The organism is Serratia nevei (assembly GCF_024160145.1).
Taxonomy (GTDB): Bacteria; Pseudomonadota; Gammaproteobacteria; order Enterobacterales; family Enterobacteriaceae; genus Serratia; species Serratia nevei_A.
This window is the reverse complement of record NZ_JAMYWQ010000017.1, coordinates 16,466-39,636: the sequence shown is the minus strand read 5'-3', so window position 1 is coordinate 39,636 and position 23,171 is coordinate 16,466. Positions and strand designations below refer to the sequence as shown.

Here is a 23,171-nt window from a genome sequence, read left to right as displayed (position 1 = left end):
GTTATGAGGATTTTCTGACCCGCAGATACCATTCACACAGCAGGCGCACCTGCTTGCGGGTATAGCCTTTTTCCATCATGCGATCGACGAAGTCGTCGTGTTTTTTCTGCTCGTCCGTCGAGGTTTTGGCGTTGAACGAAATCACCGGCAACAGCTCTTCGGTATTGGAGAACATTTTCTTCTCGATCACGGTGCGCAGCTTCTCGTAGCTGGTCCAGTTCGGGTTACGGCCGTTGTTGTTGGCGCGGGCGCGCAGCACGAAGTTCACGATTTCGTTGCGGAAATCTTTCGGATTGCTGATGCCGGCCGGCTTTTCAATTTTCTCCAGTTCGGCGTTCAGGGATTCGCGGTCGAACAGCTGACCGGTGTCGGGATCGCGATACTCCTGATCCTGGATCCAAAAGTCTGCGTAGGTCACGTAGCGGTCAAAAATGTTCTGTCCGTATTCCGAGTAGGATTCCAGATAGGCGGTCTGGATCTCTTTGCCGATAAACTCGGCGTATTTCGGGATCAGGTAGCCTTTCAGATGTTCCAGGTATTTCTCGGCCAAATCCTGCGGGAACTGTTCGCGTTCGATCTGCTGCTCCAGCACATAGAACAGGTGCACCGGGTTGGCCGCCACTTCGGCGTGATCGAAGTTGAATACTCGCGAGAGGATTTTGAAGGCGAAACGGGTGGAGAGGCCGTTCATGCCTTCGTCAACCCCGGCGTAGTCGCGGTACTCCTGATAGGACTTGGCTTTCGGATCGGTATCCTTGAGGCTTTCGCCGTCATACACGCGCATCTTCGAATAAATGCTCGAGTTTTCCGGCTCTTTCAGCCGCGAGAGCACGCTAAACCGCGCCAGCGTTTCCAGGGTGCCCGGCGCGCAAGGTGCGTGGGTCAGCTCGCTGTGATCCAGCAGCTTGTCATAAATCTTGATCTCTTCCGACACGCGCAGGCAGTAAGGCACCTTGACGATATACACGCGGTCGAGGAACGCTTCGTTGTTCTTGTTGTTACGGAAGGTGACCCACTCGGATTCGTTGGAGTGCGCCAGAATGATGCCGTTGAACGGCAGGGCGGAGATGCCCTCGGTGCCGTTGTAGTTGCCTTCCTGGGTGGCAGTCAACAGCGGATGCAGCACCTTGATTGGCGCTTTGAACATCTCGACGAACTCCATGATCCCCTGGTTGGCACGGCACAGGGCGCCGGAGTAGCCGTAGGCGTCCGGATCGTTCTGCGCGTGGTTCTCCAGTTTGCGGATATCCACTTTACCGACCAGCGCCGAGATGTCCTGGTTGTTTTCGTCGCCCGGCTCGGTTTTGGCGATGGCTATCTGTTCCAGAATGGAAGGGCGCACTTTCACGACTTTAAACTTGGTGATGTCGCCGCCGAACTCATGCAGGCGTTTCGCCGCCCACGGCGACATGATGGTACCGAGATAGCGACTGGGGATGTTGAACTCTTTTTCCAGGATCGTGGCGTCTTCCTGCGGATTAAACAGGCACAGCGGATGATCGTTCACCGGGCTGCGTTCGCCGTTGGCGCTGAGGGTATAAATAGGCACGCGCTGCATCAGCGCCTTCAGACGTTCCGCCAGCGAGGATTTACCGCCGCCCACCGGGCCCAGCAGGTAAAGGATCTGTTTCTTCTCTTCCAGGCCCTGAGCGGCGTGTTTCAGGTAAGAGACGATCTGTTCGATGGCCTCTTCCATGCCGTAGAATTCTTCGAAGGCCGGATAACGTGCGATCACGCGGTTGGAGAACAGGCGCGACAGGCGTGACTCTAGCGCAGTGTCGACCATCACAGGTTCACCGATAGCCATCAGCAGACGTTCGGCCGCATTGGCATAGGCACTGCGATCTTGCCGGCAAATGGTAAGAAATTCCTGCAGTGTGAACTCTTCGTCCTTGGCAGCTTCGTAGCGCTGGCGATAGTGGTCAAATATGTTCATGATGCCCGTCCTTTCGTTATTAGCACAGGTTAAAGAGAGCGTGTGATAGTGTTCTGGCTCCCGAAAGATGAGAATACGCCTGAGTACAGCAACCCGTATGCCAACTTGGTGCGCTTATTATCGCGAGTTGCGCTGTATGCCACTGGGCCCAGGATAAATCCACCTTCTGATTTAAGCTTAGTTTGCTTGCCGGAAAATTTCCTGCCGTAGAAAAAGCTTTTTTTAAGTCATATCAATGACTCAGTTATGACAATGAAAGCCAAATGCCTTGTCTGGCGCGGCCTGCGGCATGAAACGTCATCGTTCCGCCATGATTAATTCATAATTCCGCTATAAGTTATTCGATCTTGGTCGTTTTCTATTGTAAAGATTAGGCACATAACTAAATTTTCACATAAACTATCGCGGCTATTAACCCTGTAATTTATGGAAAAAGAACCAGTGAAGATTTCAAAACTCAAAACGCTAGCAATTATCGCTTCCGCAATGGTTTGTGCGCAAAGTGCTCAGGCGGGAACCTGGTCACTCGGCGCTGCCGCGCTGGTTAGCCCGGACGCGTATCGTGGTTATCAGGACCGCGTTTATCCGGTGCCCGTCATCGACTATGAAGGTGACGACTTCTACTTCCGTACGCTGACCGCCGGTTACTACCTGTGGAAAGATCAGGAAAACCAGCTGAGCATCATGGGTTACTACACGCCATGGGGCTACCGTCCGGGCGACAGCGACGACGATCGCATGAAGCGTCTCGACAAGCGCCGCGGCACGCTGATGGCCGGCCTGGCCTATTCGCACAACGCCGAGTGGGGCACCCTCCGTACCACCTTCACCGGTGACACGCTGAACTACAGCAACGGCCTGGTGGGCGATGTGGCTTACCTGTACAAGTTTGATCTGGACGCGCTGACGTTGGTCCCGGGCGTGGGCGTGATGTGGAACAGCAAAAACCAGAACAAATATTACTACGGCGTCAGCGCCAATGAATCGCGCCGCAGCGGCCTGGACAGCTACACCCCTGGCGATAGCTGGGCGCCGTATCTCGAGCTGAGCGCCAATTACCAGATCAACAAAAGCTGGAATGCCTTCTTCGTCGGCCGCTATGTGAAACTGTCTGATGAAGTGAAAGACAGCCCGATGGTGGATAAATCCTACACCGGTTTGTTAATGACGGGTGTGAGCTACACCTTCTAATCGCGCATTGCACAACTATTGTGCATCACGTGCATCAAAAAGGGGCGTTTGCGCCCCTTTTGCACATCTGTAGTGCGCTGACGCACGCGGCCTCTCAGGCCTTTTTACGGCTGCGGAAGGTGACGCCCAAACGGGCGGGTTGTTCACCGGCGGCGACCAGCGGTTTGCTGACGCGCCCGGTTTCTACGCAAACCATGGTCTTGTAACCGTCATTCGGCATATCCCCCATGCTGCAGGAGAGTTCTACGCCGGGGTTCCAGGCGATGACGTCGCTCATATGATGGTGGTGAACCTCGATGGTGCGTGCGAACGCCGGATCGCGGATCAGGCTGAAGGCCTCCGGGTGGGTATAGACGCGGTCGGTTTGGCCGACGAAGGTCACTTCGCCTGCCTGGCGCGCTTCGGTGCCGCCCGCCACTTTGTCGATATAAGGCTCGCCGAGGCCCGCCACGCTGACCCGATCGATGTCGCCGACCTGGAGGTAGCTGTGCAGCGCCGCCGTGGCCTGATAATCGCCGTGCGATTCCAGTTCGATCTCGCACTCTTCACCCAGCTTGAAACGGGCAATTAGCGTGAAGGCGTGCGGCCACAGTTTGCGGGTCTGTTCATTGTCTTTGAGCGTAAAGGTCAGGATGACGCCGTTGTCGTCTTCATCGTGCGCCGTCAGGCTCCAGGGCTGGTTGCGGGCGAAGCCGTGGGAGGGTTGCGCCACCGGGCCGAACCAGGGCCAGCAGATCGGCACGCCGCCGCGGATGGCCTTGCCCTTGGCGAAAGGGGTGTTGCTGCTGAGCCAAATCATCGGCTGCTCACCGCTGGGCTGCCAGGCCAGCAAATGGGCGCCCTGCAGCGCGACGGCTGCGCGCACTTTAGGGTGCGAGACCACAACCACGCCCAGCTCATCGAGTTGACGCTGGCTGATGTAAGGAGAAATCTGTGCGGAAACGGGCAGGGTGAAAATTTTATCTTTCATTTCATGACCTTATTGTTTGCCGGAGAGACAAATAAAAAAGGGCGACAGAAATGTCGCCCTCATTATCAGCTTAACATCATGCCATTATTTGGAGATGTGAGCGATCAGGTCCAGAACCTTGTTGGAATAACCGGTTTCGTTGTCGTACCAGGAAACCAGTTTCACGAAGTTGTCGTTCAGTGCGATACCGGCTTTGGCATCGAACACGGAAGTCAGCACTTCGCCGTTGAAATCGGTGGAAACCACGTCGTCTTCAACGTAGCCCAGAACGCCTTTCATAGAGCCTTCGGCGGCGTCTTTGATGGCTTTCTTGATTTCTTCGTAGGTAGCCGCTTTTTCCAGACGCACGGTCAGGTCAACAACGGATACGTTAGGCGTTGGTACGCGGAACGCCATACCGGTCAGTTTGCCTTTCAGCTCTGGCAGAACAACGCCAACCGCTTTCGCTGCGCCGGTAGAAGAAGGGATGATGTTCTGGGATGCGCCGCGGCCGCCGCGCCAGTCTTTGTGGGACGGGCCATCAACGGTTTTCTGCGTTGCGGTGGTCGCGTGAACGGTGGTCATCAGGCCTTCAACGATACCGAAGTTGTCGTTGATGACTTTAGCCAGTGGCGCCAGGCAGTTGGTGGTGCAAGAGGCGTTGGATACGATGTCCTGGCCGGCATATTTGTCAAAGTTAGCGCCACGCACGAACATCGGGGTCGCATCTTTGGATGGGCCAGTCAGAACCACTTTTTTAGCGCCAGCGGTGATGTGTTTACGTGCGGTTTCGTCGGTCAGGAAGATACCGGTCGCTTCAGCAACCACGTCAACACCCACTTCGTTCCACTTCAGGTTAGCCGGGTCTTTCTCTGCGGTAACACGGATGGTTTTGCCGTTAACAACCAGGTGGCCGTCTTTAACTTCTACCGTACCGTTGAAACGGCCGTGAGTAGAGTCATACTTCAGCATGTAAGCCATGTACTCTGCGTCCAACAGGTCGTTGATTGCAACGATCTCGATGTCAGAACGCTCTTGAGCAGCACGGAAAACAATGCGACCGATACGGCCAAAACCGTTGATACCTACTTTGATAGTCATATATTCCACCAGCTATTTGTTAGTGAATAAAAGGTTGGTTGTAAAATTACAAAAACCTTACCCAGCGTCAAGCGGAATCGTGTCAATTCTTGCGGCAAGTCAAACCGGAAGGGTGGTTTTGCACGCTTATTGCACAGTCCATTTGCGCTCGGCCTCATCCGCTATATGGGGACAAGCCGCCAAGTATAAAGTCAGCATACGCAAGATGTGTGATCGCTATCACATATCATCGTCGCGTGGCCTTTATGGGCTACAGTTTAGGCCAAAAACCCCTGCAGCGGTGTTAATTTTTTGTTATTATTAATCATTGTTTTCGTTGACATTATCCACATTCAGAGATAAGCACAAATGGCTAAAGAGACAACCCCCGGTCATCCGGTCACGGAACTGAATGAAATCCAACGTTATGTGACGCAACAGCGTGGCACCGAAGCCCCGTTCAGCGGCAAATTGCTGCACAACCAGCGTGAGGGCGTGTACCATTGCCTGTGCTGTAACCAGCCGCTGTTCTATTCCGAAACCAAATACGATTCCGGCTGCGGCTGGCCGAGCTTTTATGAGCCGGTTTCCGCTGATGCAATTCGTTATCTTGATGATAATTCACATAATATGCATCGTGTTGAAATCCGCTGCGGCCACTGCGACGCGCACCTGGGGCACGTTTTCCCCGATGGCCCGCAGCCGACCGGCGATCGCTATTGCGTCAACTCCGCCTCGCTGAGTTTCACCGATGGCGAAAATGGCGACCAAACGGCCGGTTAAGTGGTAATTTAACCAACAAAATCGATTCAGCTAATTATTCATCCGTAAGCGGGAAGGGCCCTGATGGACGTGAAAGATCTGATTGCGGCGATGACGCCCGAAATATACCAGCGCCTGGTGCAGGCGGTTGAGCTGGGCAAATGGCCGGACGGCGTGGCGCTGACGCCGGAGCAGAAAGAAAACAGCCTGCAGGCGGTGATGCTGTGGCAGTCGATGAACAACGTCGATCCGCAGCACATGAGCATCGGTACCGACGGACAAATCGTGATGAAGAGCAAGCAAGAGCTGAAACAGCAGTTCGTCGCCGAGCCGCTGGCCAAACTCAAACCGCAGTAAGGCTGCCCCTCAAGCGGGGCGATGTCGCCATCGCCCCGTCGATGCCCGCTTCGGTCGCCCGTTTTGGCACCCGGCCGTAGAAACCGATACCGAGGTTCATCTGCGCCGGTTTCAGTCCGGCAGCCAGATAATGCTTTAAAGCCGGGCTCAGCGGGCCCCGGATGCGTATAACCGATTGACGCCAAAAGCGTCGCAGTCATAACAGCAAAGCGCCTGCCGGTCACAAGCCGTTGGGGGCGGAGAAGGGCGGTATTGTGAGCGGCGTCGATATTGTCGCCGCCGCGCAGAGAGGGGGCCGGTGGCACCCGAGAGGCTTCAGTTGGCGAGAAACTGCGACAGGGTAACCAATTGCGCGCCGGCGCGCGCCATGTCCTGCAGCGCCCGCTCGCTGTCTTCCGAATGCAGATTCACGCCGCGGCAGCCGTCGACGATCACCTGCGTTGAATAGCCGATGGCCAGCGCATCCAGCACGCTGAACTTCACGCAGTAGTCGGTCGCCAGGCCCATGATCGCCAGCCGCTGGACGCCCTGCGATTGCAGCCAGCCGTGCAGTTCGGTCTGCGCCCGGTGGCCGTTATCGAAGAATGCGCTGTAGCTGTCGATGTCCGTCTCCTGGCCTTTGCGAAAAACGGCATTGATATGTTGCCGCTGCAACCGGGGGTGAAAATCGGCGCCGTGGCTCCCTTGCACGCAGTGCACCGGCCACCACACCTGCGGCAGGCCTTCCAGCTCGCCGAGGGTGCCGACCTGTGCCTGGGAGTTCACCGCAAAGCTGCGGTGATTGGCGGGGTGCCAGTCCTGGCTGGCCACCACCGGCTCGCCACGGGCCAGACAGGCGGCGATAGCCTGATTGGCCACCGGGATGACGGCGTCGCCCGCCGTGACCGCCAGCGCGCCGCCGGGACAGAAATCGTTTTGCAGATCGATCAACAACAGGGCCGTTTTCATCGCCGCTCCAGCGTTCAGTAGGTTAACCGTTGATGCTCAGTTCGCCGCGCAGGTCTTGCTGCATCAGGGCGCGGATTTGTTCCGGCGTCAGCGGCTGGCTCAGCAGGTAGTGCAGCTTGGTCAGGGCGGCTTCCACCGTCATGTCGAAACCGCTGATCACCCCGGCGTGCGCCAATGCGTTACCGGTGGCATAGCCTTCCATATTGACGCGCCCGGAGATGCACTGCGTCAGGTTGACCACCACGATGCCGCGTTCAGAGGCCGCGCGCAACTCGTCGATCAGCTCGGCCTTCTGCGGTGCGTTACCAACGCCATAGGAGCGCAGGATCAGCGCCTTGACCGGCTGCAGCAGGAAGTTGCGTACCACCGCGCCGGAAATGCCCGGATAGATGGTGACCACGCCGATCGGCTGCGGCGTGATGTCGTGCACCCGCAGCGCGCCATTGCAAGCCGGGCTGTCGATGCCGTGCTGGCGGCGAATGTGGATACCGGCTTCCAGCAGCGGCGGCAGATTCGGGGAGGCGAAGGCGTCGAAACCGTCGGCGTGCGCTTTGGTGGTGCGGTTGCCGCGGAACAGCTTGTTGTTGAAGAACAGGCTGACTTCGTTCACCGGATGGTTGGCCGCCAGATACAGCGCGTTGAGCAGGTTGGTCTGGCCATCGGAGCGCAGCTCCGCCAGCGGGATCTGCGAACCGGTGACGATCACCGGTTTAGCCAGGTTTTCCAGCATAAAGGAGAGCGCCGACGCGGTGAACGCCATGGTATCGGTGCCGTGCAGGATCACGAAGCCATCGTAGCGATCGTAGTTCTGTTTGATGTCGTCGGCGATGTGCTGCCAGTCTTCCGGCGTCATGTCCGAAGAGTCGATCAATGGCGCGTATTCATGAATGGTGAAATCCGGCATTTCCGGACGATGGAATTCGGGCATCAGCGCCAGCTGGCGCTGCAGGTGGCCGGAAACCGGGATATAGCCGTGATCGGAACGCTGCATGCCGATGGTGCCGCCGGTGTAGGCGACGTAAATGGATTTCTTTTGCATGGTCATGATTTTAACAAAGATAAGATGGGCTGAATTATAGGGGCATGGCGGCAGAAAAAAAGCCCGGCGGTGGCCGGGCTGTAGAATTATTTGTTAGCGGACTTCTCCGCAGGTCAGGCAGATCGCATAGCGGTTCTGCGGATCGTTCAGGTTATTGAACAAACCCGGCTGTTCTTTCACCGCGTTGGCGACCGAGGCCAGTGGGGCGGGCAACATGGCCTGAATCGCCGCCGGCAGCATGGCGTGAATGGAAACGCCGAACTGGCTGAGCACCATATCGCTCAGGCTTGGGGTATCGACGAACCAGTCGAGCTGCCACTGCTGCAGCTTCGCCAGCTCGGCGGCTTTCTTCACCGCATCGTCGAAATCGCCCAACTGATCGACCAGGCCGTTGGCCTTGGCGTCGCTGCCGAGCCAGACGTGGCCCTGGGCGATTTGATCAACCTGCTGTGGGGTCATCTTGCGCGATTTGGCGACCAGTTCGATAAAGTTCTTATAACCGTTTTCGATGTTCAGCTGCATCATCTGCGAGAACTCCTGCGGCAGCGCCTTGGTGACCGCAATGTCGGCCAGCGGTGAGGTCGCCACGCCGTCGGTGTGCACGCCCAGCGTATCCAGGGTTTTCTCGTAGGTGTTGATGATGCCGAAAATGCCGATGGAGCCGGTCAGGGTGCTCGGGCTGGCGATGATGTAGTCGGCCGGCGTCGAAACCCAGTAGCCGCCGGACGCGGCCATGCCGCCCATCGAAACCACTACCGGCTTGCCGGCGGCGCGCACGGCGGCCAGTTCGGAACGGATCACTTCGGATGCGCTGACGCTGCCACCCGGGCTGTTGACGCGGAACACCACGGCCTTGATGGCCGGATCCAGGCGCGCCTGGCGCAGCTCGGCGGCGGTGGTATCACCCCCGACGTTGCCCGGCGTCTGCGGGCCGTCCATGATGGCGCCGTTGGCGAACACCACGGCTATCTTGCCGCCCTGATTGGCATCCGGCTTCGGCTGGTAGTCGTAGATGCTGGTGGCGTTGAAATCGTTCGCCTGTTTATCCCAGCCGAAGGTTTTGACCAGCTGATTTTCGATCGCGGTGCGCGACGCCAGCTCATCCACCAGCTTATTGTCCAGCGCATAGCGAGCGGTGTCGCCACCGGCCGCCTGCAGGCCGCTCAGCACGCCGGCGGCGCCCGGGAACAGCTGCTGCGGCGTCAACTGGCGGTTGGCGGCCACGGTTTCCAGGTAGTTCTGCCACAGGCCGCCGATCCAACGGCTGTCCGCTTCGCGCGCCGCCGGGGACATATCGTCGCGGATCAGCGGCTCAACCGCCGATTTATAGGTGCCGACGCGGAAGATATTGGTGGTGACCTTAAGCATGTCCAGCAACGACTTGTAATACAGGTTGTTGGTGGCGAAACCGTGCAGATCGACCGCGCCCTGCGGCGACAGGTAGATTTTGTTGGCGTAGCTGGCCAGGAAATATTGCGTCTGGTTGTAGCTGTCGCCGATGGCGAAGATCGGCTTGCCGCTGTCGCGGAACTCGCGCAGCGCCTTGCCGATATAACGCAGCGACGGCTGATCGGCACCGGCGAAGTCATTCAGTTGCAATACCATGCCGGTAATGTTTTTGTCGTCTTTAGCCTTGCGGATACTGTCCACCACGTCGAACAGCGAGTTTTCCTGCAGGCGGCTGCTGGAGGCGCCCAGCAACTCGCGGCCCCATTGCCGCACCCGGTTGTTTACCGAAGGCTGATCGACCACCACGCCGCTTAAGTCGACCAGCAGTGCCCCGCGCGCTGGCGCCGTCGAGGTGGAGGAACTTTGGAAGGACAGATAGATGCCGACCCCAACCAGGATCAGCAAGACCAGGAACAGGTTAAGGATCAGTTCCCTGATAAAATTCAGCAGACGCCATGTCCACCGGAAAATGCCGGCAATAATTTGCCACAATGTGCGCATGTGCTCTCCAACAAGAGTCGAGAATGTTCCGCTATCCTAATGAGCGGCCGGGGAAATGTCAGCTTTAAATCGTGGTACACAGACGCTATCGCCGAGGCTGTAACTCGCCGTTTAGCTATGTTAACGTGGCCGGAATGAAAATTGTTATCAGGAGTTTACGATGGATGCTCTGGATCTGTTATTGAATCGCCGCTCGGCTTCGCGCTTAGCGGAACCGGCGCCGGCGGGGGAAGTGCGTCAAAATATCATCAACGCGGGCCTGCGAGCGCCCGATCACGGCGCACTGCAGCCGTGGCGTTTCGTGATGATCGAAAATCAGGGTCTCGAGCGCTTCAGCCAGCTGCTGCAGGCGGCGGCGAAGCAGGATCAACTGGACGACGCGGCGATCGAAAAGGCCACCAAGGCCCCGTTCCGCGCACCGCTGATCGTCACCGTCATTGCGCACTGCACCGAAGAAACCAAGGTGCCACGCTGGGAGCAGGTAGTTTCCGCCGGTTGCGCGGTGCAGGCGATGCAGATGGCGGCGCTGGCGCAGGGCTTTAACGGCATCTGGCGCACCGGCGCCTGGACCGAGCATGCGCTGGTGCGCGAAGCCTTCGGCTGCCGCGAGCAGGATGAGATCGTCGGTTTCCTCTATCTGGGCACGCCACAGCTGAAGGCCGCCACCAAGGTGACGCCGCCGGACAGCGCGCCTTTCGTCAGCTATTTCTGAGTTTTCTCCCGCGGGGCGCGGCGAAAATGCGCCAAACCCCGCAAAATTGCATGGTTTCTGAGCAGGCCGTTCGCTTATCGGCGGCCCGCTCTTATCAATCCCCTCGGCAAGCGCTACCCTATGTTATCTTGAGTGCCGTTACCGAAGGGAGTGGACTATGACATCGCCAGCGATCCGTTTAACCCAGTACAGCCATGGCGCTGGCTGCGGCTGCAAAATCTCACCGAAAGTTCTCGAAACCATCTTGCACAGCGAGCGGGAAAAATTTGTCGATCCGCGCCTGCTGGTCGGCAATGAAACCCGCGACGACGCGGCGGTGTACGACATCGGCAACGGCGTCGGCATCATCAGCACCACCGACTTCTTCATGCCGATCGTCGACGATCCGTTCGATTTCGGCCGCATTGCGGCCGCCAACGCCATCAGCGACGTGTACGCCATGGGCGGCAAACCGATCATGGCGATCGCCATTCTTGGCTGGCCGATCGCCAAACTGCCGCCGGAGGTGGCGCAGCAGGTGATCGACGGTGGCCGTTTCGCCTGCCAGCAGGCGGGTATCGCACTGGCCGGCGGCCATTCCATCGATGCGCCGGAACCGATTTTCGGCCTGGCGGTCACCGGCGTGGTCAATACCGAGCGGGTGAAGAAAAACAGCGCCGCACAGGCCGGGGCGAAACTCTATCTGACCAAGCCGCTGGGCATCGGCGTGCTGACGACCGCCGAGAAGCAAAGCAAGCTGCGCCCTGAGCATCAGGGCCTGGCGACGGAAGTGATGTGCCGCCTGAACAAGCCGGGCGCAGATTTTGCCGAGGTGGCGGGCGTTACGGCGATGACCGATATCACCGGTTTTGGCCTGCTGGGCCACCTGAGCGAGGTGTGCCAGGGCTCCGGTCTGCAGGCCACGGTCTGGTTCGACCGGGTACCGAAGCTGCCGGACGTCGAGGCGTATATTGCCGAAGGCTGCGTGCCGGGCGGCACCGGGCGCAACTTCGACAGCTATGGCCATCTGGTGGGCGAGATGAGCGATTTGCAGCGCCAGCTGCTGTGCGATCCGCAAACCTCCGGCGGCTTGCTGTTGGCGGTATTGCCTGAGTCGGAGGCGCAGGTGCTGGCGATTGCCGAGCAGCACGGTATTACGCTCAACGCTATCGGTGAATTGCATGCCGCACAGACCGGGCAGCCGCTGATCGAGGTCGCGTAGTGTCCAACATGCAAGGAAGGCCGGACAGCGACGATTACCAACGCATTTTCCTGCAGGACGTGCCGCTGATTGACGTGCGCGCGCCGATCGAGTTTCAGCAGGGCGCCTTTGCCCAGGCGGTGAATTTACCGCTGATGATCGACAGCGAACGCCAGGCGGTCGGCACCTGCTATAAGCAGCATGGGCAACAAGCGGCGATCGCGCTCGGCCACAGCCTGGTGAACGGCAAACTGCGCGAACAGCGCACCGCCGCCTGGCTGGCGGCCTGCGCAGAGCGGCCCGCAGGCTATATTTACTGCTTCCGCGGCGGGCTGCGCTCGCAGCTGGTGCAGCAATGGCTGCATGAGGCCGGCGTGGATTATCCGCGTATCACTGGCGGTTATAAGGCACTGCGCAATTATCTGCTCGGTGTGCTGACGCAAAGCGCGGCATTGCCGATGGCCCTGGTGGGCGGCAATACCGGCAGCGGCAAGACGCTGCTGGTCAACGAACTGGCCGACGGCGTCGATCTGGAAGGCGCGGCGCGCCATCGCGGTTCATCTTTTGGCCGAACGCTGGCGGGGCAAAGCTCGCAGATAGATTTTGAGAATCGTCTGGCTGTGTTATTGCTGAAAAAACAGCATGGTGGCAGCCGCCGGTGGGTGCTGGAAGACGAAGGGCGGATCATCGGCAGCAACAATCTGCCGTTGCCGTTGTTCAACGGCATGCAGCAGGCACCTGTGGCGGTGATCGACGATCCGTTCGACATTCGCCTGGCGCGCCTGCAGGCGGAATATATCGACGGTATGCGCGAACAGTTCGAACAGGCCTATGGCGTGGAAGAAGGCTGGCGGCAGTACGACGACTATTTGCATCACGGCCTGTTCGCCATCCGCCGCCGTTTGGGCCTGGAGCGCTTCCAGCAGCTGACGCAGCGGTTGGAGGCGGCGCTGCGGGCTCAGCGCCTCAGCGGCCAGGGCGACGCGCACCGCGAATGGTTGGCGCCTCTGTTGCAGCAGTACTACGATCCGATGTATTGCTATCAGTTGGAAAAGAAAGCCCAGCGGATCGTCTTCCGTGGAAACTATGCAGAAGTAAGAGAATTCTTGATGACGTTCAGCCAGAAAAACGGTGATTAATGCGACTGTTCATAGCCGAGAAACCGAGTTTGGCGCGCGCCATTGCCGACGTCTTGCCCAAGCCGCACCGCCGCGGCGACGGTTATATCGCCTGTGGCAACAACGACGTGGTGACCTGGTGCGTCGGCCACCTGTTGGAGCAGGCCCAGCCTGACGCCTATGACAGCCGCTATGCGCGCTGGTCATTGGCGGACCTGCCAATCATTCCCGAAAAATGGCGCTTGCAGCCGCGGCCTTCGGTCAGTAAACAGCTCAACGCCATTAAAAAGCTGCTGCTCGAAGCCGATGAAGTGGTTCACGCCGGTGACCCGGATCGCGAAGGGCAACTGCTGGTGGATGAGGTGCTGGACTACCTGGATTTGACGGCGGAGAAGCGCCAGAACGTGCGCCGCTGTCTGATCAACGATCTCAACCCGCAGGCGGTGGAGCGTGCGGTCGAGCGCCTGCGCGACAACCGAGACTTTATCCCGCTGTGCGTGTCCGCGCTGGCGCGTTCGCGCGCCGACTGGCTGTACGGCATCAATATGACCCGCGCCTATACGCTGCTGGGCCGCAACGCCGGTTACGACGGCGTGCTGTCGGTGGGCAGGGTGCAGACCCCGGTGCTGGGGCTGGTGGTGCGTCGCGACGAAGAGATCGAAAACTTCGTGCCAAAAGACTTTTTCGAGGTTAAGGCGCACATCGTCACGCCGAAAGAAGAGCGCTTCGTGGCGCTGTGGCAGCCCAGCGACTCCTGTGAACCCTATCAGGATGAAGAGGGGCGTTTGCTGCATCGGCCGTTGGCGGAGCACGTGGTCAAGCGCATCGAGGGCCAGCCGGCGCTGGTCACGGCCTATAACGATAAACGGGAATCAGATACCGCACCGCTGCCGTTCTCGCTTTCCACGCTGCAAATCGAGGCGGCCCGGCGCTACAACCTCAGCGCGCAACAGGTGCTGGACGTTTGCCAGCGGCTGTACGAAACCCACAAATTGATCACCTATCCGCGTTCCGACTGCCGCTATCTGCCGGAAGAGCATTTCGCCGGCCGCCACGCGGTGCTGAACGCCATCAGCGTGCACCAACCCGAGCTGTATCCGCAGCCGGTGATCGACAGCGATCGCCGCAACCGCTGCTGGGACGATAAAAAGGTCGATGCGCACCATGCCATCATTCCCACCGCCCGCGCCGGCAAGGTCAATTTGACGCAGGATGAACGGAACGTGTATGGGCTGGTGGCGCGTCAGTATCTGATGCAGTTTTGTCCGGATGCGGTGTTCCGCAAATGCGTGATCGAGCTGGATATCGCCGGCGGCAAATTCATCGCCAAGGCGCGTTTCCTGGCGGAGGCCGGCTGGCGCACGCTGCTGGGCAGCAAGGAGCGCGACGAGGAAAACGAAGGTGCGCCGCTGCCGGTGGTGGCCAAAGATGATGAGCTGCTGTGCGAGCGCGGTGAGGTGGTGGAGCGCCAGACGCAGCCGCCGCGGCCGTTTACCGACGCCAGTCTGCTGTCGGCGATGACCGGCATCGCGCGATTCGTACAAGATAAAGCGTTAAAGAAAATCCTGCGGGCGACCGATGGTTTAGGAACGGAAGCGACGCGAGCGGGGATCATCGAATTGCTGTTCAAGCGGGCGTTTCTGTACAAGAAGGGGCGCTATATTCACTCCAGCGAAACCGGGCGCGCGTTGATTCACTCGCTGCCGGATCTTGCTGCGCGTCCTGATATGACGGCCAACTGGGAAGCCACGCTGACGCAAATCAGCGAGAAATCCTGCCGCTATCAGGACTTTATGCAGCCGTTGGTCGGCACGCTGCAAGAGCTGATTTATCAGGCCAAGCAGAGCCGGGCGAGCATGGCGTTTCGTGGGTTGCCGCCGCCTTCCAGCGGGGGCAAAAAACGCAGGAAAAGCGCCGGCAAGGCGCAGGAGAAGAGTGAATGAAGCATGGACTCAGTGGAGTGTTGGCTGCCGCCGCCCTGATGTTTTCCGCCCTGGCCGCCGCTAACCGTGGCGATGTGGACGTGGTGCTGCCGGTTTCACCGGAGATCTGGGGCACGGCCAAAGGCGGCGTCAATCCGCCGCCGGCGCAGCCCTGCAACCGCTGTTGCGTCTACCAGAATCAAAACTATTCCGAGGGCGCGGTGCTTAAAGTGGAAGGGGAAGTGCTGCAGTGCGTGCGTGAGCCTAACACCATTGGCACCAACCCTTTGATTTGGGTGCGACTGAAGAAGTGACGATGTAACCTGTCGCTGCGTTCAGCGTGCACCGCGTTGCGCAGCGATATAGTCCGCCAGCAGCGGAACGTCGGCGGGCGCCAGGGCGTATTCCTGCGCCTGTTGCGGCGTGACCCAGACCAACGCCGAGTGGCAACGTTGCTGTAATTCGCCGGAGAAATCCGCGACTCGCCAGGCGTGCAGCCGGATGATGCGTTCGTCTTGCTGCCACTGATTGCTGCCCACATAGTCGCCGATACGGGCGCAAATTCCCAATTCTTCATCCAGCTCGCGCGCCAGCGCTTCTGGCTGGCTTTCGCCCGTTTCAACCTTGCCGCCGGGAAACTCCCACAGACCGGCCTGGTCACTGTTTGCGCCACGCTGGGCCAGTAAAATGTGGCCGTTCTGTTCCAGAATAGCGGCTACCACGTCGATAATTTTCATTGGCTTCACAGAGTAAAACCCCGGCGAGCGCCGGGGTGATGGGATTACAGCGTAAATTCCGCCCAGACCGGCGCATGGTCGGAAGGTTTTTCCATGCTGCGGGTTTGGTAATCGATGCCGGTGGCGATGCAGCGCGAAGCCAGCGGGGTGCTGGCCAGCAGCAGATCGATACGCAGGCCGCGGTTGTCGTCGAACCCCTTGGAGCGGTAGTCGAACCACGAGAATTCGTCGTTGCGCCCCGGGTTGGCGTGGCGATAGGTGTCTACCAGGCCCCAGTTCAGCAGGCGGTCCATCCATTCGCGCTCTTCCGGCAGGAAGGAACACTTGCCGGTGCGCAGCCAGCGTTTACGGCTGTCTTCGCCGATGCCAATGTCATAATCGCTCGGGCTGATGTTCATGTCACCCATGATCAACACCGGGGATTCCGCCGACAGTTGCTGCTCCAGGTAGTTTTGCAAATCCTGATAAAAGCGTGTTTTAGCCGGGAATTTGATCGGGTGGTCGCGGCTTTCACCTTGCGGGAAGTAGCCGTTGATCACCGTCAGCGTGCCCTGTGGCGTTGCCAGATCGGCCATGATGATGCGACGCTGCGCGTCTTCTTCATCGGTCGGGAAGCCGCGGCGCACGGCCAGAGGCTCCGCTTTGGTCAGCAGCGCCACGCCGTAATGGCCTTTTTGCCCGTGATAGAACACGTGATAGCCGTGCTGGCTGACTTCTTCCAGCGGGAACATGTCGTCGTGAACTTTGGTTTCCTGCAGACCGATCACGTCGGGCTGGTGCTGTTCGATAATTGCCGCCAGCTGATGCGGACGCGCGCGCAGTCCATTGATATTAAAAGAGACAAACTTCATGAGCGGTGCCGTTTTCACGAGAAAAATGTGCTGTGATAGTAGCAGAGTTCGGCGGGAAATGTAACGCAGACAGCGGCGCGCCCGCTGACTGCGCAGCCGGTTATTTCGCCCAGCGATCGTAATTTTTGGGTTGATAGTCGTCAAACTGTTGCAGCAGCGTTTGCGCCGATTCGCTGATGTGCAGGGTGCCGAGATAGTCGTGGCGCATGAAGCCCTGATCGGCGACGTGTTCGAGGAACTGGCTCAGCGGGCGATAGAACCCGTTAACGTTGAGCAGACCGACCGGTTTGTTGTGATAGCCGATTTGCCCCCAGGTCCAGATTTCAAACAGCTCTTCCAGCGTGCCGATGCCGCCGGGCAGGGCGATAAAACCGTCCGCCAGCGCAGCCATGCGGGCTTTGCGCGTATGCATATCCGGCACGACTTCCAGTTCCGTCAGGCCGCGATGTGCCGTTTCCGCTTCAACCAGGCGCTCGGGGATAATGCCGACAGCTTCACCGCCCGCCGCCAACACGGCGTCTGCCACGATCCCCATCAACCCTTTTTTGCCGCCGCCGTAAATCAAACGGCGCCCCTGTGCGGCCAGCCGTTGCCCCAGTTGGCGAGCCTGCTCGGCATAAGCGGGATTGACGCCTTCGCTGGCGCCACAAAAAACGCAAATATTGTTTCGCATCCACCTGTTCCTTACTGCACTAAAGAAGCCAGTGGTATAGCGAATTGTCGGCCGGAGTTCAAGTTACGGCTGGGAGTGAGGCGAGGTAAAAGCGGGGAATAAGGGGAGATAAATTGAGTTTTATTGATACGAAAGCATTGGATGCGATGTGTTTTAACTTGGTTCAGGGATTTTTTGCAAGGGATGGTGGTGGGGGAAGGATGATTCGTCGCTGTGCGACTCACCCTGCGGGCCGCGCTGAAGCGCGTTGTCTCACTGCGTGAGACTCGAACCTTGGTCGAAGCTTCTCATCCTTCCCCGGTGCGGAGCATGAGGGATGCGATGTGTTTTAACTTGGTTCAGGGATTTTTTGCAAGGGATGGTGGTGGGGGAAGGATGATTCGTCGCTGCGCGACTCACCCTGCGGGCCGCGCTGAAGCGCGTTGTCTCACTGCGTGAGACTCGAACCTTAGTCGAAGCTTCTCATCCTTCCCCGTTGCGGAGCATGAGGGATGCGATGTTTTTAACTTGGTTCAGGGATTTTTTGCAAGGGATGGTGGTGGGGGAAGGATTCGAACCTTCGAAGTCTGTGACGGCAGATTTACAGTCTGCTCCCTTTGGCCGCTCGGGAACCCCACCATGGTATTCATGGATTTACTAATTGTTGTTCCGGTTTTATCCGGAAGAAACCTGGCCGGCTTCTTTACTGCGTCTTCGCTCCTGGCGGAGAAAAGATGGTGGTGGGGGAAGGATTATTCGTCACTTCGTTCCTCACCCTTCGGGCCGCGCTAAAGCACGTTATCCTTCCCTTTCTGATTCGCTTTAACCCAATGCGTATCAGCAACGAAAAGATGGTGGTGGGGGAAGGATTCGAACCTTCGAAGTCAGTGACGGCAGATTTACAGTCTGCTCCCTTTGGCCGCTCGGGAACCCCACCATATTACATGGCTATTTAACTGGCCTTGCTTGCGAGAGCGCTGTCTCGGTAAGCGGGGCGCATCATATCAAATGAAGCGGATGTGTAAAGCATTGAAATGCAGAAAATGAATCGTTTGCCGTTTTTTTATTCTCGACGGTGCATCCCTGAACGAAATGCACCGTTTTATTGAGCGATTAGAGAATAACGGTGCGGTTACCATAGACAAAGACGCGCTGCGCCAGCACCTGATACAGCGCACGGCTGAGCACATTTTTCTCCACGTCGCGGCCGGCGCGCATCATATCCTCGGCGGAATAGGTGTGATCGACGTGGATCACGTCCTGCATGATGATCGGGCCTTCGTCGAGATTGTCGTTAACGTAGTGGGCGGTGGCCCCGATGATTTTTACCCCGCGCTCATAGGCCTGGTGATAAGGGCGCGCGCCGATAAACGCCGGCAGGAACGAATGGTGAATGTTGATCACCTGATTCGGATAATGCTGCACGAAGGCCGGGGTCAGCACGCGCATATATTTGGCCAGCACCACGTAATCCGGCTGATATTGATCGATCTGGGCCGTCATTTCTCGGTCGTGTTGTTCACGCGTCAAGCCTTCGTGGCTCACCAGATGGAAAGGAATATCGAAACGTTCCACCAGCGATTGCAGCGTGTCGTGGTTGCCGATCACGGCGGCGATTTCAACGTCGAGGCCGCCATAGGCGCTTTTCATCAACAGATCGCCCAGGCAGTGGGCCTCTTTGGTGACCAGCACCACGATGCGCCGGCGCCCGGTGCTGTGCAGCTCGCGTAACGAACCTTCCGGCAGCGCGCTGTCCAGATCGGCCAGCAGCGTGTTATCGTTGAAAATGCCTTCCAGCTCGGTACGCATGAAGAAACGCCCGGTGCGGTGATCGACGAACTCATTATTCTGAACGATATTGAGTTCGTGCTTGTAACAGATGTTGGTGATCTTGGCGATCAGCCCTTTGGCGTCCGGGCAGATGGTGCGTAACACTTTCCGTTGTACATTTTGGTGTGGCATGGGTTTGAGGATCCTGTCTGATACTGAACGGCCTGTCTGCGCAGGCGTAAACGTGAAGTGCCGGCCGGCTAGCGCCCGCAGCACTTCTTGTATTTTTTCCCTGAGCCACAGGGACAAATCGCATTTCTGCCGGGCTGGGGTTTGGTGCCGTCGATATAATACCAACGTTGATCGCGACGAAGGAAGCGCGAGCGCTCATGCATCGCCTGCGGTTCGCTGCTTTCGCCATCGGTAAAGCGGGCGATGAATTCGACGAAGCCTTCGTCCGGCCCGTGGCCGGCTTTCTCTTCCACAATCGTCAGGCCCAGCCATTCGGTATTTTTAAAGCTGTCGACGATCGCATTGCGCCACTCTTCGGCGCCGCAGTCGGGGTGCCAGGTGGCGATCAGATAGTCGACGTTATGATTGACATAGGCGGTGAAGCGTGAACGCATCAGCTGGCCAGGCGTCGGCGCAGGCTGGTTGCCGCTGATAAAAGGGGCGCAGCACGCGTTATACGCCAGTCCGCTGCCGCATGGGCATGATTCGGGCAAAATAACTCCTGAGAAGGCGGGGCAGAAAATGAATTTAGCGCATATGTTACCTAACAATATTCGTCAGTGACAATCTACCCTGAAAGCAGAGAACATCTTTCATCGAGAGGATGGCGCGATGCGGCAAATCAAGATCGGACTGGCGCTGGGAGCCGGCTCGGCCAAAGGCTGGGCGCACATCGGCGTGATCAATGCGTTAAAGAAGCTGGGGATTGAGGTCGATATTGTTGCCGGCTGCTCTGTCGGGGCATTGGTGGGGGCCGCGTTCGCCAGCCATCGCCTGCCGGCGATGGAGCAGTGGGTGCGATCGTTCAGCTATTGGGATGTGATCCGCCTGATGGATTTTTCCTGGCAGCGCGGCGGCTTGCTGCGCGGCGAGCGCGTGTTCAATGCCGTCGGGCAACTGTTGAAGGTCAATGACATCGCCGAATGCACGCTGAAGTTTGGTGCCGTGACGACCAACCTGAGCACCGGTCGCGAGCTGTGGTTGACCGAAGGCGATATTCATCAGGCGGTGCGAGCTTCTTGCAGCATGCCCGGCCTGTTGGCACCGGTGTGGGCCGACGGTTATTGGCTGGTGGACGGCGCGGTGGTCAATCCGGTGCCGGTGTCGCTCTGCCGGGCGCTGGGTGCCGATATTGTCATCGCCGTCGATCTGCAGCATGACGCGCATCTGATGCATCAGGATCTGTTCTCGGTGCGCGCCGAGGACGAAAACCCGGAGGATACGCCTGCGAACAGCTGGCGCGGACGCCTGCGGGAGCGCGTCGGCAGAATGCGACAGCGCAAGCCGACGACGGCGCCGACGGCGATGGAGGTCATGGGCACCTCAATTCAGATGCTGGAAAATCGCCTGAAACGCAACCGGATGGCGAGCGATCCGCCGGACGTGTTGATCCAACCTTATTGCCCGCAAATTTCGACGCTGGACTTCCATCGCGCCGGCGAAGCGATCGAGGCCGGAGTGCTGGCGGTGGAAAAACAGCTGGATCGGTTGTTGCCATTGATAAAAAATAGATAATTCTCGGTTCTTGGTTGGCAATGCGCGGTAGGTCTGTTTCAGACGAGCATAAGTGACCTTTTTGAGCCACTATTACACTATGGAAAGGGACGAGGCTCGGCAGATGGCATTACCACTCACTCACAAGCGCATTTTGATCGTTGAGGACGAACAGGTTTTTCGTTCCGTGCTGGTCGGTTATTTGACCGCGCTGGGCGCTGAAACCGGCGAGGCGACCAACGGTTTACTGGCGCTGAGTGCCGTGGATGACTTTAAGCCGGATCTGATCCTGTGCGACCTCGCGATGCCTGAGATGGGCGGCATCGAATTTGTCGAACACCTGCGTTTGCAGGGCGTGCAGATCCCGGTGCTGGTGATCTCCGCCACCGACAAGATGGCCGATATCGCCAAGGTGCTGCGGTTGGGCGTGCAGGATGTGCTGCTCAAGCCGTTGACCGATCTCAATCGCCTGCGCGAAGCGGTGCTGGCGTGTTTATATCCCAATATGTTCACTTCCCAGGCGATCGAAGAGGTCGAGCTGTTTCAGGACTGGGACGCGCTGAGCAAGAATCCTTCCGAAGCCGTCAAGCTGCTTAAACAGTTGCAGCCCCCGGTACAGCAAACCATTGCGCATTGCCGGATCAATTATCGGCAGTTAACCACGGGAGAAAATCCCGGTTTGGTGCTGGATATCGCCGCGCTGTCGGAGAAAGACCTGGCGTTCTATTGTCTGGACGTCACGCGCGCCGGCGATAATGGCGTATTGGCGGCATTGTTGCTGCGCGCATTATTTAATGGCCTGCTGCAAGACCACCTGGCTAATCAACAGCATCGCCTGCCGCAAATGTCGGCATTGTTAAAGCAGGTTAATCAATTATTGCGGCAGGGGAAATTAGACGGCCAATTCCCGCTGCTGTTGGGATATTACCACGCCGAAAATAAAAACCTGATCCTGGTTTCCGCCGGGCTGCACGCCAACGTCAATACCGGCGACAATCAAATTCAGCTCAGCAACGGTGTGCCGCTGGGGACGCTGGGCGCTACCTACATGAACCAGATCAGCCAGCGCTGTACCGCCTGGCAATGTCAGGTATGGGGCAGCGGCGGCCGATTGCGGCTGATGCTGAGCGCTGAATAACGGGATTGGCGAGTTCTTAAGCTATTCACTTGCCGGTAATTAAACCGTTTATTTTCTTTTGCCGATTATCAGAGCGGGTAATAGTCCTAAATGTTTTCTATTTGTGTTCTGTCTAATGCTCGGCGCACATAAGCTGGTATACTCCGAAGGTTTTTTTATATCGAGCCCGAGCTCATAAAACGAGCGGTTTAGCCTTTAAGAGAGGAAATAATGCCTGCTGTAAATCGTAAAGTCAGAAAAGCTGTAATCCCGGTTGCAGGCTTGGGTACGCGGATGTTGCCGGCCACCAAAGCCATTCCCAAAGAAATGCTGCCGCTGGTTGATAAACCGCTGATTCAATACGTCGTCAACGAGTGTATTGCGGCGGGGATTAACGAGATTGTGCTGGTCACTCACTCCTCCAAGAACTCGATCGAAAACCATTTTGATACCAGTTTCGAGCTGGAAGCGATGCTGGAAAAACGCGTTAAGCGTCAATTGTTGGATGAGGTGAAGTCTATCTGCCCGAAAGGCGTGACCGTGATGCAAGTTCGCCAGGGGAATGCCAAAGGCCTGGGGCACGCGATCATGTGCGCTTACCCGATGGTGGGCGATGAGCCGGTGGCGGTGGTGTTGCCGGATGTGATCCTCGACGAATACAGCGCCGATCTGAAAAAGGACAACCTGCACGAAATGCTGCAGCGCTTCGAGGAGACGGGCGTTAGCCAGATCATGGTGGAACCCGTTCCGCGTAAAGACGTCGGAAATTACGGCGTAGCCGACTGCAAGGGTGTCGATCTGCAACCCGGCGAAAGCGCACCGATGGTCAGCGTGGTTGAGAAGCCATCACCGGATAAGGCGCCTTCCAATCTGGCGATCGTTGGTCGCTATGTATTGTCTGCCGATATCTGGCCGCTGTTGGCGAAAACGCCTCCGGGCGCCGGCGACGAAATTCAACTGACCGACAGCATTGAAATGTTGATGCAGCAGGAAACGGTAGAAGCGTATCACCTGAAGGGGGTGAGCCATGACTGCGGCAATAAATTGGGCTACATGCAGGCTTTTGTGGAATATGGCATGCGCCACGCCAGCCTCGGCAAAGAGTTTTCTCAGTGGCTGCAGCAGGTTGTTGCCGTTGACAAGAAATAATTGAGTGCTCTCTCGTCTTAATTTGA

Annotated in this window: 22 protein-coding genes, 2 tRNA genes, 3 other RNA genes and 1 pseudogene; 11 read left to right on the top strand and 17 right to left on the bottom strand. The window is 58.0% G+C overall.

The annotated features are described in order from the left end of the window. Position 1 precedes the first annotated feature (1 nt). Complete coding sequence (gene yeaG / locus M6G53_RS13440; protein ID WP_019452766.1) at positions 2 to 1,936, bottom strand: protein kinase YeaG; 1,935 nt, start codon at positions 1,934 to 1,936, stop codon at positions 2 to 4. A 426-nt stretch (positions 1,937 to 2,362) separates the two neighbouring features. On the opposite strand from yeaG, the gene M6G53_RS13435 reads away from it, so the two are divergent. Beyond that, positions 2,363 to 3,127, top strand: coding sequence for a MipA/OmpV family protein (locus M6G53_RS13435; RefSeq protein WP_253332116.1), 765 nt, complete (start codon positions 2,363 to 2,365; stop codon positions 3,125 to 3,127). Between the two features lie 94 nt (positions 3,128 to 3,221). Here M6G53_RS13435 and M6G53_RS13430 read toward each other — a convergent pair whose 3' ends face one another. Then, positions 3,222 to 4,097, bottom strand: coding sequence for a D-hexose-6-phosphate mutarotase (locus tag M6G53_RS13430; RefSeq protein WP_253332114.1), 876 nt, complete (start codon positions 4,095 to 4,097; stop codon positions 3,222 to 3,224). 84 nt (positions 4,098 to 4,181) lie between these two features. Then, positions 4,182 to 5,177, bottom strand: coding sequence for a glyceraldehyde-3-phosphate dehydrogenase (gapA, locus tag M6G53_RS13425; protein ID WP_004932222.1), 996 nt, complete (start codon positions 5,175 to 5,177; stop codon positions 4,182 to 4,184). A 348-nt stretch (positions 5,178 to 5,525) separates the two neighbouring features. Here gapA and msrB point away from each other — a divergent pair, with 348 nt between their 5' ends. Together msrB and M6G53_RS13415 are read left to right on the top strand one after the other, a co-directional pair. After that, positions 5,526 to 5,939 (top strand): peptide-methionine (R)-S-oxide reductase MsrB, encoded by a 414-nt coding sequence (msrB, locus tag M6G53_RS13420; protein ID WP_253332112.1) that lies wholly within the window; start codon positions 5,526 to 5,528, stop codon positions 5,937 to 5,939. A gap of 63 nt (positions 5,940 to 6,002) precedes the next feature. Beyond that, positions 6,003 to 6,275: a YeaC family protein gene (locus M6G53_RS13415; protein WP_033634809.1), complete on the top strand. Its 273-nt coding sequence runs from the start codon at positions 6,003 to 6,005 to the stop codon at positions 6,273 to 6,275. 25 nt (positions 6,276 to 6,300) lie between these two features. Here the strand turns inward: M6G53_RS13415 and M6G53_RS13410 are convergent. The 4 genes and pseudogenes from M6G53_RS13410 to sppA form a co-directional block, all read right to left on the bottom strand. After that, positions 6,301 to 6,414, bottom strand: a pseudogene (locus tag M6G53_RS13410) (hypothetical protein); the annotation flags it as partial. Positions 6,415 to 6,590: 176 nt separating this feature from the next. Next, a complete protein-coding gene (gene pncA, locus M6G53_RS13405; protein ID WP_253332110.1) occupies positions 6,591 to 7,223 on the bottom strand; it encodes a bifunctional nicotinamidase/pyrazinamidase in 633 nt (210 codons plus the stop codon). A gap of 22 nt (positions 7,224 to 7,245) precedes the next feature. Continuing rightward, positions 7,246 to 8,262, bottom strand: coding sequence for an asparaginase (gene ansA / locus M6G53_RS13400; RefSeq protein WP_047730911.1), 1,017 nt, complete (start codon positions 8,260 to 8,262; stop codon positions 7,246 to 7,248). A gap of 93 nt (positions 8,263 to 8,355) precedes the next feature. Next, positions 8,356 to 10,212: a signal peptide peptidase SppA gene (gene sppA, locus M6G53_RS13395; RefSeq protein ID WP_253332108.1), complete on the bottom strand. Its 1,857-nt coding sequence runs from the start codon at positions 10,210 to 10,212 to the stop codon at positions 8,356 to 8,358. A gap of 160 nt (positions 10,213 to 10,372) precedes the next feature. Here sppA and M6G53_RS13390 point away from each other — a divergent pair, with 160 nt between their 5' ends. The 5 genes from M6G53_RS13390 (at position 10,373) to M6G53_RS13370 (ending at position 15,458) form a co-directional block, all read left to right on the top strand. Next, the gene (locus M6G53_RS13390) at positions 10,373 to 10,924 is read left to right on the top strand and encodes an NAD(P)H nitroreductase (protein WP_253332106.1); all 552 of its coding nucleotides are present in this window, start codon (positions 10,373 to 10,375) and stop codon (positions 10,922 to 10,924) included. Positions 10,925 to 11,081: 157 nt separating this feature from the next. Further along, positions 11,082 to 12,125, top strand: a complete 1,044-nt coding sequence (gene selD, locus M6G53_RS13385) for a selenide, water dikinase SelD (RefSeq protein WP_060423833.1) — start codon at positions 11,082 to 11,084, stop codon at positions 12,123 to 12,125. An 8-nt stretch (positions 12,126 to 12,133) separates the two neighbouring features. Then, positions 12,134 to 13,243, top strand: a complete 1,110-nt coding sequence (gene mnmH / locus M6G53_RS13380; RefSeq protein WP_253332104.1) for a tRNA 2-selenouridine(34) synthase MnmH — start codon at positions 12,134 to 12,136, stop codon at positions 13,241 to 13,243. Next, positions 13,243 to 15,165 (top strand): DNA topoisomerase III, encoded by a 1,923-nt coding sequence (locus M6G53_RS13375; protein ID WP_253332102.1) that lies wholly within the window; start codon positions 13,243 to 13,245, stop codon positions 15,163 to 15,165. Before mnmH ends, M6G53_RS13375 begins: the two co-directional genes overlap by 1 nt. Next, complete coding sequence (locus M6G53_RS13370) at positions 15,162 to 15,458, top strand: YnjH family protein (protein WP_253332100.1); 297 nt, start codon at positions 15,162 to 15,164, stop codon at positions 15,456 to 15,458. Before M6G53_RS13375 ends, M6G53_RS13370 begins: the two co-directional genes overlap by 4 nt. Positions 15,459 to 15,479: 21 nt before the next feature. Here the strand turns inward: M6G53_RS13370 and M6G53_RS13365 are convergent, their stop codons facing one another. From M6G53_RS13365 to M6G53_RS13320, 10 genes are all read right to left on the bottom strand, one after another. Then, positions 15,480 to 15,881, bottom strand: a complete 402-nt coding sequence (locus M6G53_RS13365) for a pyrimidine (deoxy)nucleoside triphosphate diphosphatase (RefSeq protein ID WP_253332206.1) — start codon at positions 15,879 to 15,881, stop codon at positions 15,480 to 15,482. Positions 15,882 to 15,925: 44 nt separating this feature from the next. Continuing rightward, positions 15,926 to 16,732, bottom strand: a complete 807-nt coding sequence (xthA, locus tag M6G53_RS13360; RefSeq protein WP_038877231.1) for an exodeoxyribonuclease III — start codon at positions 16,730 to 16,732, stop codon at positions 15,926 to 15,928. A 100-nt stretch (positions 16,733 to 16,832) separates the two neighbouring features. Next, the gene (locus M6G53_RS13355) at positions 16,833 to 17,405 is read right to left on the bottom strand and encodes an LOG family protein (RefSeq protein WP_253332098.1); all 573 of its coding nucleotides are present in this window, start codon (positions 17,403 to 17,405) and stop codon (positions 16,833 to 16,835) included. A 184-nt stretch (positions 17,406 to 17,589) separates the two neighbouring features. Continuing rightward, a non-coding RNA gene (locus M6G53_RS13350) (RtT sRNA) lies at positions 17,590 to 17,717 on the bottom strand. Positions 17,718 to 17,764: 47 nt separating this feature from the next. Continuing rightward, positions 17,765 to 17,892: non-coding RNA, RtT sRNA (locus M6G53_RS13345), on the bottom strand. A 46-nt stretch (positions 17,893 to 17,938) separates the two neighbouring features. After that, positions 17,939 to 18,023: transfer RNA gene (locus M6G53_RS13340), tRNA-Tyr, on the bottom strand. A 96-nt stretch (positions 18,024 to 18,119) separates the two neighbouring features. Beyond that, a non-coding RNA gene (locus M6G53_RS13335) (RtT sRNA) lies at positions 18,120 to 18,207 on the bottom strand. A gap of 29 nt (positions 18,208 to 18,236) precedes the next feature. Beyond that, a tRNA-Tyr gene (locus M6G53_RS13330) sits at positions 18,237 to 18,321 on the bottom strand. A 176-nt stretch (positions 18,322 to 18,497) separates the two neighbouring features. Further along, a complete protein-coding gene (gene purU, locus M6G53_RS13325) occupies positions 18,498 to 19,346 on the bottom strand; it encodes a formyltetrahydrofolate deformylase (protein WP_047730553.1) in 849 nt (282 codons plus the stop codon). 68 nt (positions 19,347 to 19,414) lie between these two features. Then, on the bottom strand, positions 19,415 to 19,879 hold the full coding sequence (locus tag M6G53_RS13320) for a YchJ family protein (RefSeq protein ID WP_253332096.1): 465 nt from the start codon (positions 19,877 to 19,879) through the stop codon (positions 19,415 to 19,417). A gap of 118 nt (positions 19,880 to 19,997) precedes the next feature. Here M6G53_RS13320 and rssA point away from each other — a divergent pair, with 118 nt between their 5' ends. The 3 genes from rssA to galU all read left to right on the top strand — a co-directional run bounded on the left by rssA (position 19,998) and on the right by galU (position 23,145). Next, entirely contained in the window at positions 19,998 to 20,900 is a 903-nt protein-coding gene (gene rssA / locus M6G53_RS13315; protein ID WP_253332094.1) for a patatin-like phospholipase RssA, read from the top strand. Between the two features lie 103 nt (positions 20,901 to 21,003). Then, positions 21,004 to 22,017, top strand: a complete 1,014-nt coding sequence (rssB, locus tag M6G53_RS13310; protein WP_253332092.1) for a two-component system response regulator RssB — start codon at positions 21,004 to 21,006, stop codon at positions 22,015 to 22,017. Positions 22,018 to 22,227: 210 nt separating this feature from the next. Beyond that, positions 22,228 to 23,145 (top strand): UTP--glucose-1-phosphate uridylyltransferase GalU, encoded by a 918-nt coding sequence (gene galU, locus M6G53_RS13305; protein WP_253332090.1) that lies wholly within the window; start codon positions 22,228 to 22,230, stop codon positions 23,143 to 23,145. Positions 23,146 to 23,171: the final 26 nt, after the last annotated feature.

Coding starts and splice junctions, on each gene's coding strand:
- yeaG (WP_019452766.1), bottom strand. CDS start 1,936: ATGAACATATTTGACCACTATCGCCAGCGCTACGAAGCTGCCAAGGAC.
- M6G53_RS13435 (WP_253332116.1), top strand. CDS start 2,363: ATGGAAAAAGAACCAGTGAAGATTTCAAAACTCAAAACGCTAGCAATT.
- M6G53_RS13430 (WP_253332114.1), bottom strand. CDS start 4,097: ATGAAAGATAAAATTTTCACCCTGCCCGTTTCCGCACAGATTTCTCCT.
- gapA (WP_004932222.1), bottom strand. CDS start 5,177: ATGACTATCAAAGTAGGTATCAACGGTTTTGGCCGTATCGGTCGCATT.
- msrB (WP_253332112.1), top strand. CDS start 5,526: ATGGCTAAAGAGACAACCCCCGGTCATCCGGTCACGGAACTGAATGAA.
- M6G53_RS13415 (WP_033634809.1), top strand. CDS start 6,003: ATGGACGTGAAAGATCTGATTGCGGCGATGACGCCCGAAATATACCAG.
- pncA (WP_253332110.1), bottom strand. CDS start 7,223: ATGAAAACGGCCCTGTTGTTGATCGATCTGCAAAACGATTTCTGTCCC.
- ansA (WP_047730911.1), bottom strand. CDS start 8,262: ATGCAAAAGAAATCCATTTACGTCGCCTACACCGGCGGCACCATCGGC.
- sppA (WP_253332108.1), bottom strand. CDS start 10,212: ATGCGCACATTGTGGCAAATTATTGCCGGCATTTTCCGGTGGACATGG.
- M6G53_RS13390 (WP_253332106.1), top strand. CDS start 10,373: ATGGATGCTCTGGATCTGTTATTGAATCGCCGCTCGGCTTCGCGCTTA.
- selD (WP_060423833.1), top strand. CDS start 11,082: ATGACATCGCCAGCGATCCGTTTAACCCAGTACAGCCATGGCGCTGGC.
- mnmH (WP_253332104.1), top strand. CDS start 12,134: ATGCAAGGAAGGCCGGACAGCGACGATTACCAACGCATTTTCCTGCAG.
- M6G53_RS13375 (WP_253332102.1), top strand. CDS start 13,243: ATGCGACTGTTCATAGCCGAGAAACCGAGTTTGGCGCGCGCCATTGCC.
- M6G53_RS13370 (WP_253332100.1), top strand. CDS start 15,162: ATGAAGCATGGACTCAGTGGAGTGTTGGCTGCCGCCGCCCTGATGTTT.
- M6G53_RS13365 (WP_253332206.1), bottom strand. CDS start 15,881: ATGAAAATTATCGACGTGGTAGCCGCTATTCTGGAACAGAACGGCCAC.
- xthA (WP_038877231.1), bottom strand. CDS start 16,732: ATGAAGTTTGTCTCTTTTAATATCAATGGACTGCGCGCGCGTCCGCAT.
- M6G53_RS13355 (WP_253332098.1), bottom strand. CDS start 17,405: ATGCGAAACAATATTTGCGTTTTTTGTGGCGCCAGCGAAGGCGTCAAT.
- purU (WP_047730553.1), bottom strand. CDS start 19,346: ATGCCACACCAAAATGTACAACGGAAAGTGTTACGCACCATCTGCCCG.
- rssA (WP_253332094.1), top strand. CDS start 19,998: ATGCGGCAAATCAAGATCGGACTGGCGCTGGGAGCCGGCTCGGCCAAA.
- rssB (WP_253332092.1), top strand. CDS start 21,004: ATGGCATTACCACTCACTCACAAGCGCATTTTGATCGTTGAGGACGAA.
- galU (WP_253332090.1), top strand. CDS start 22,228: ATGCCTGCTGTAAATCGTAAAGTCAGAAAAGCTGTAATCCCGGTTGCA.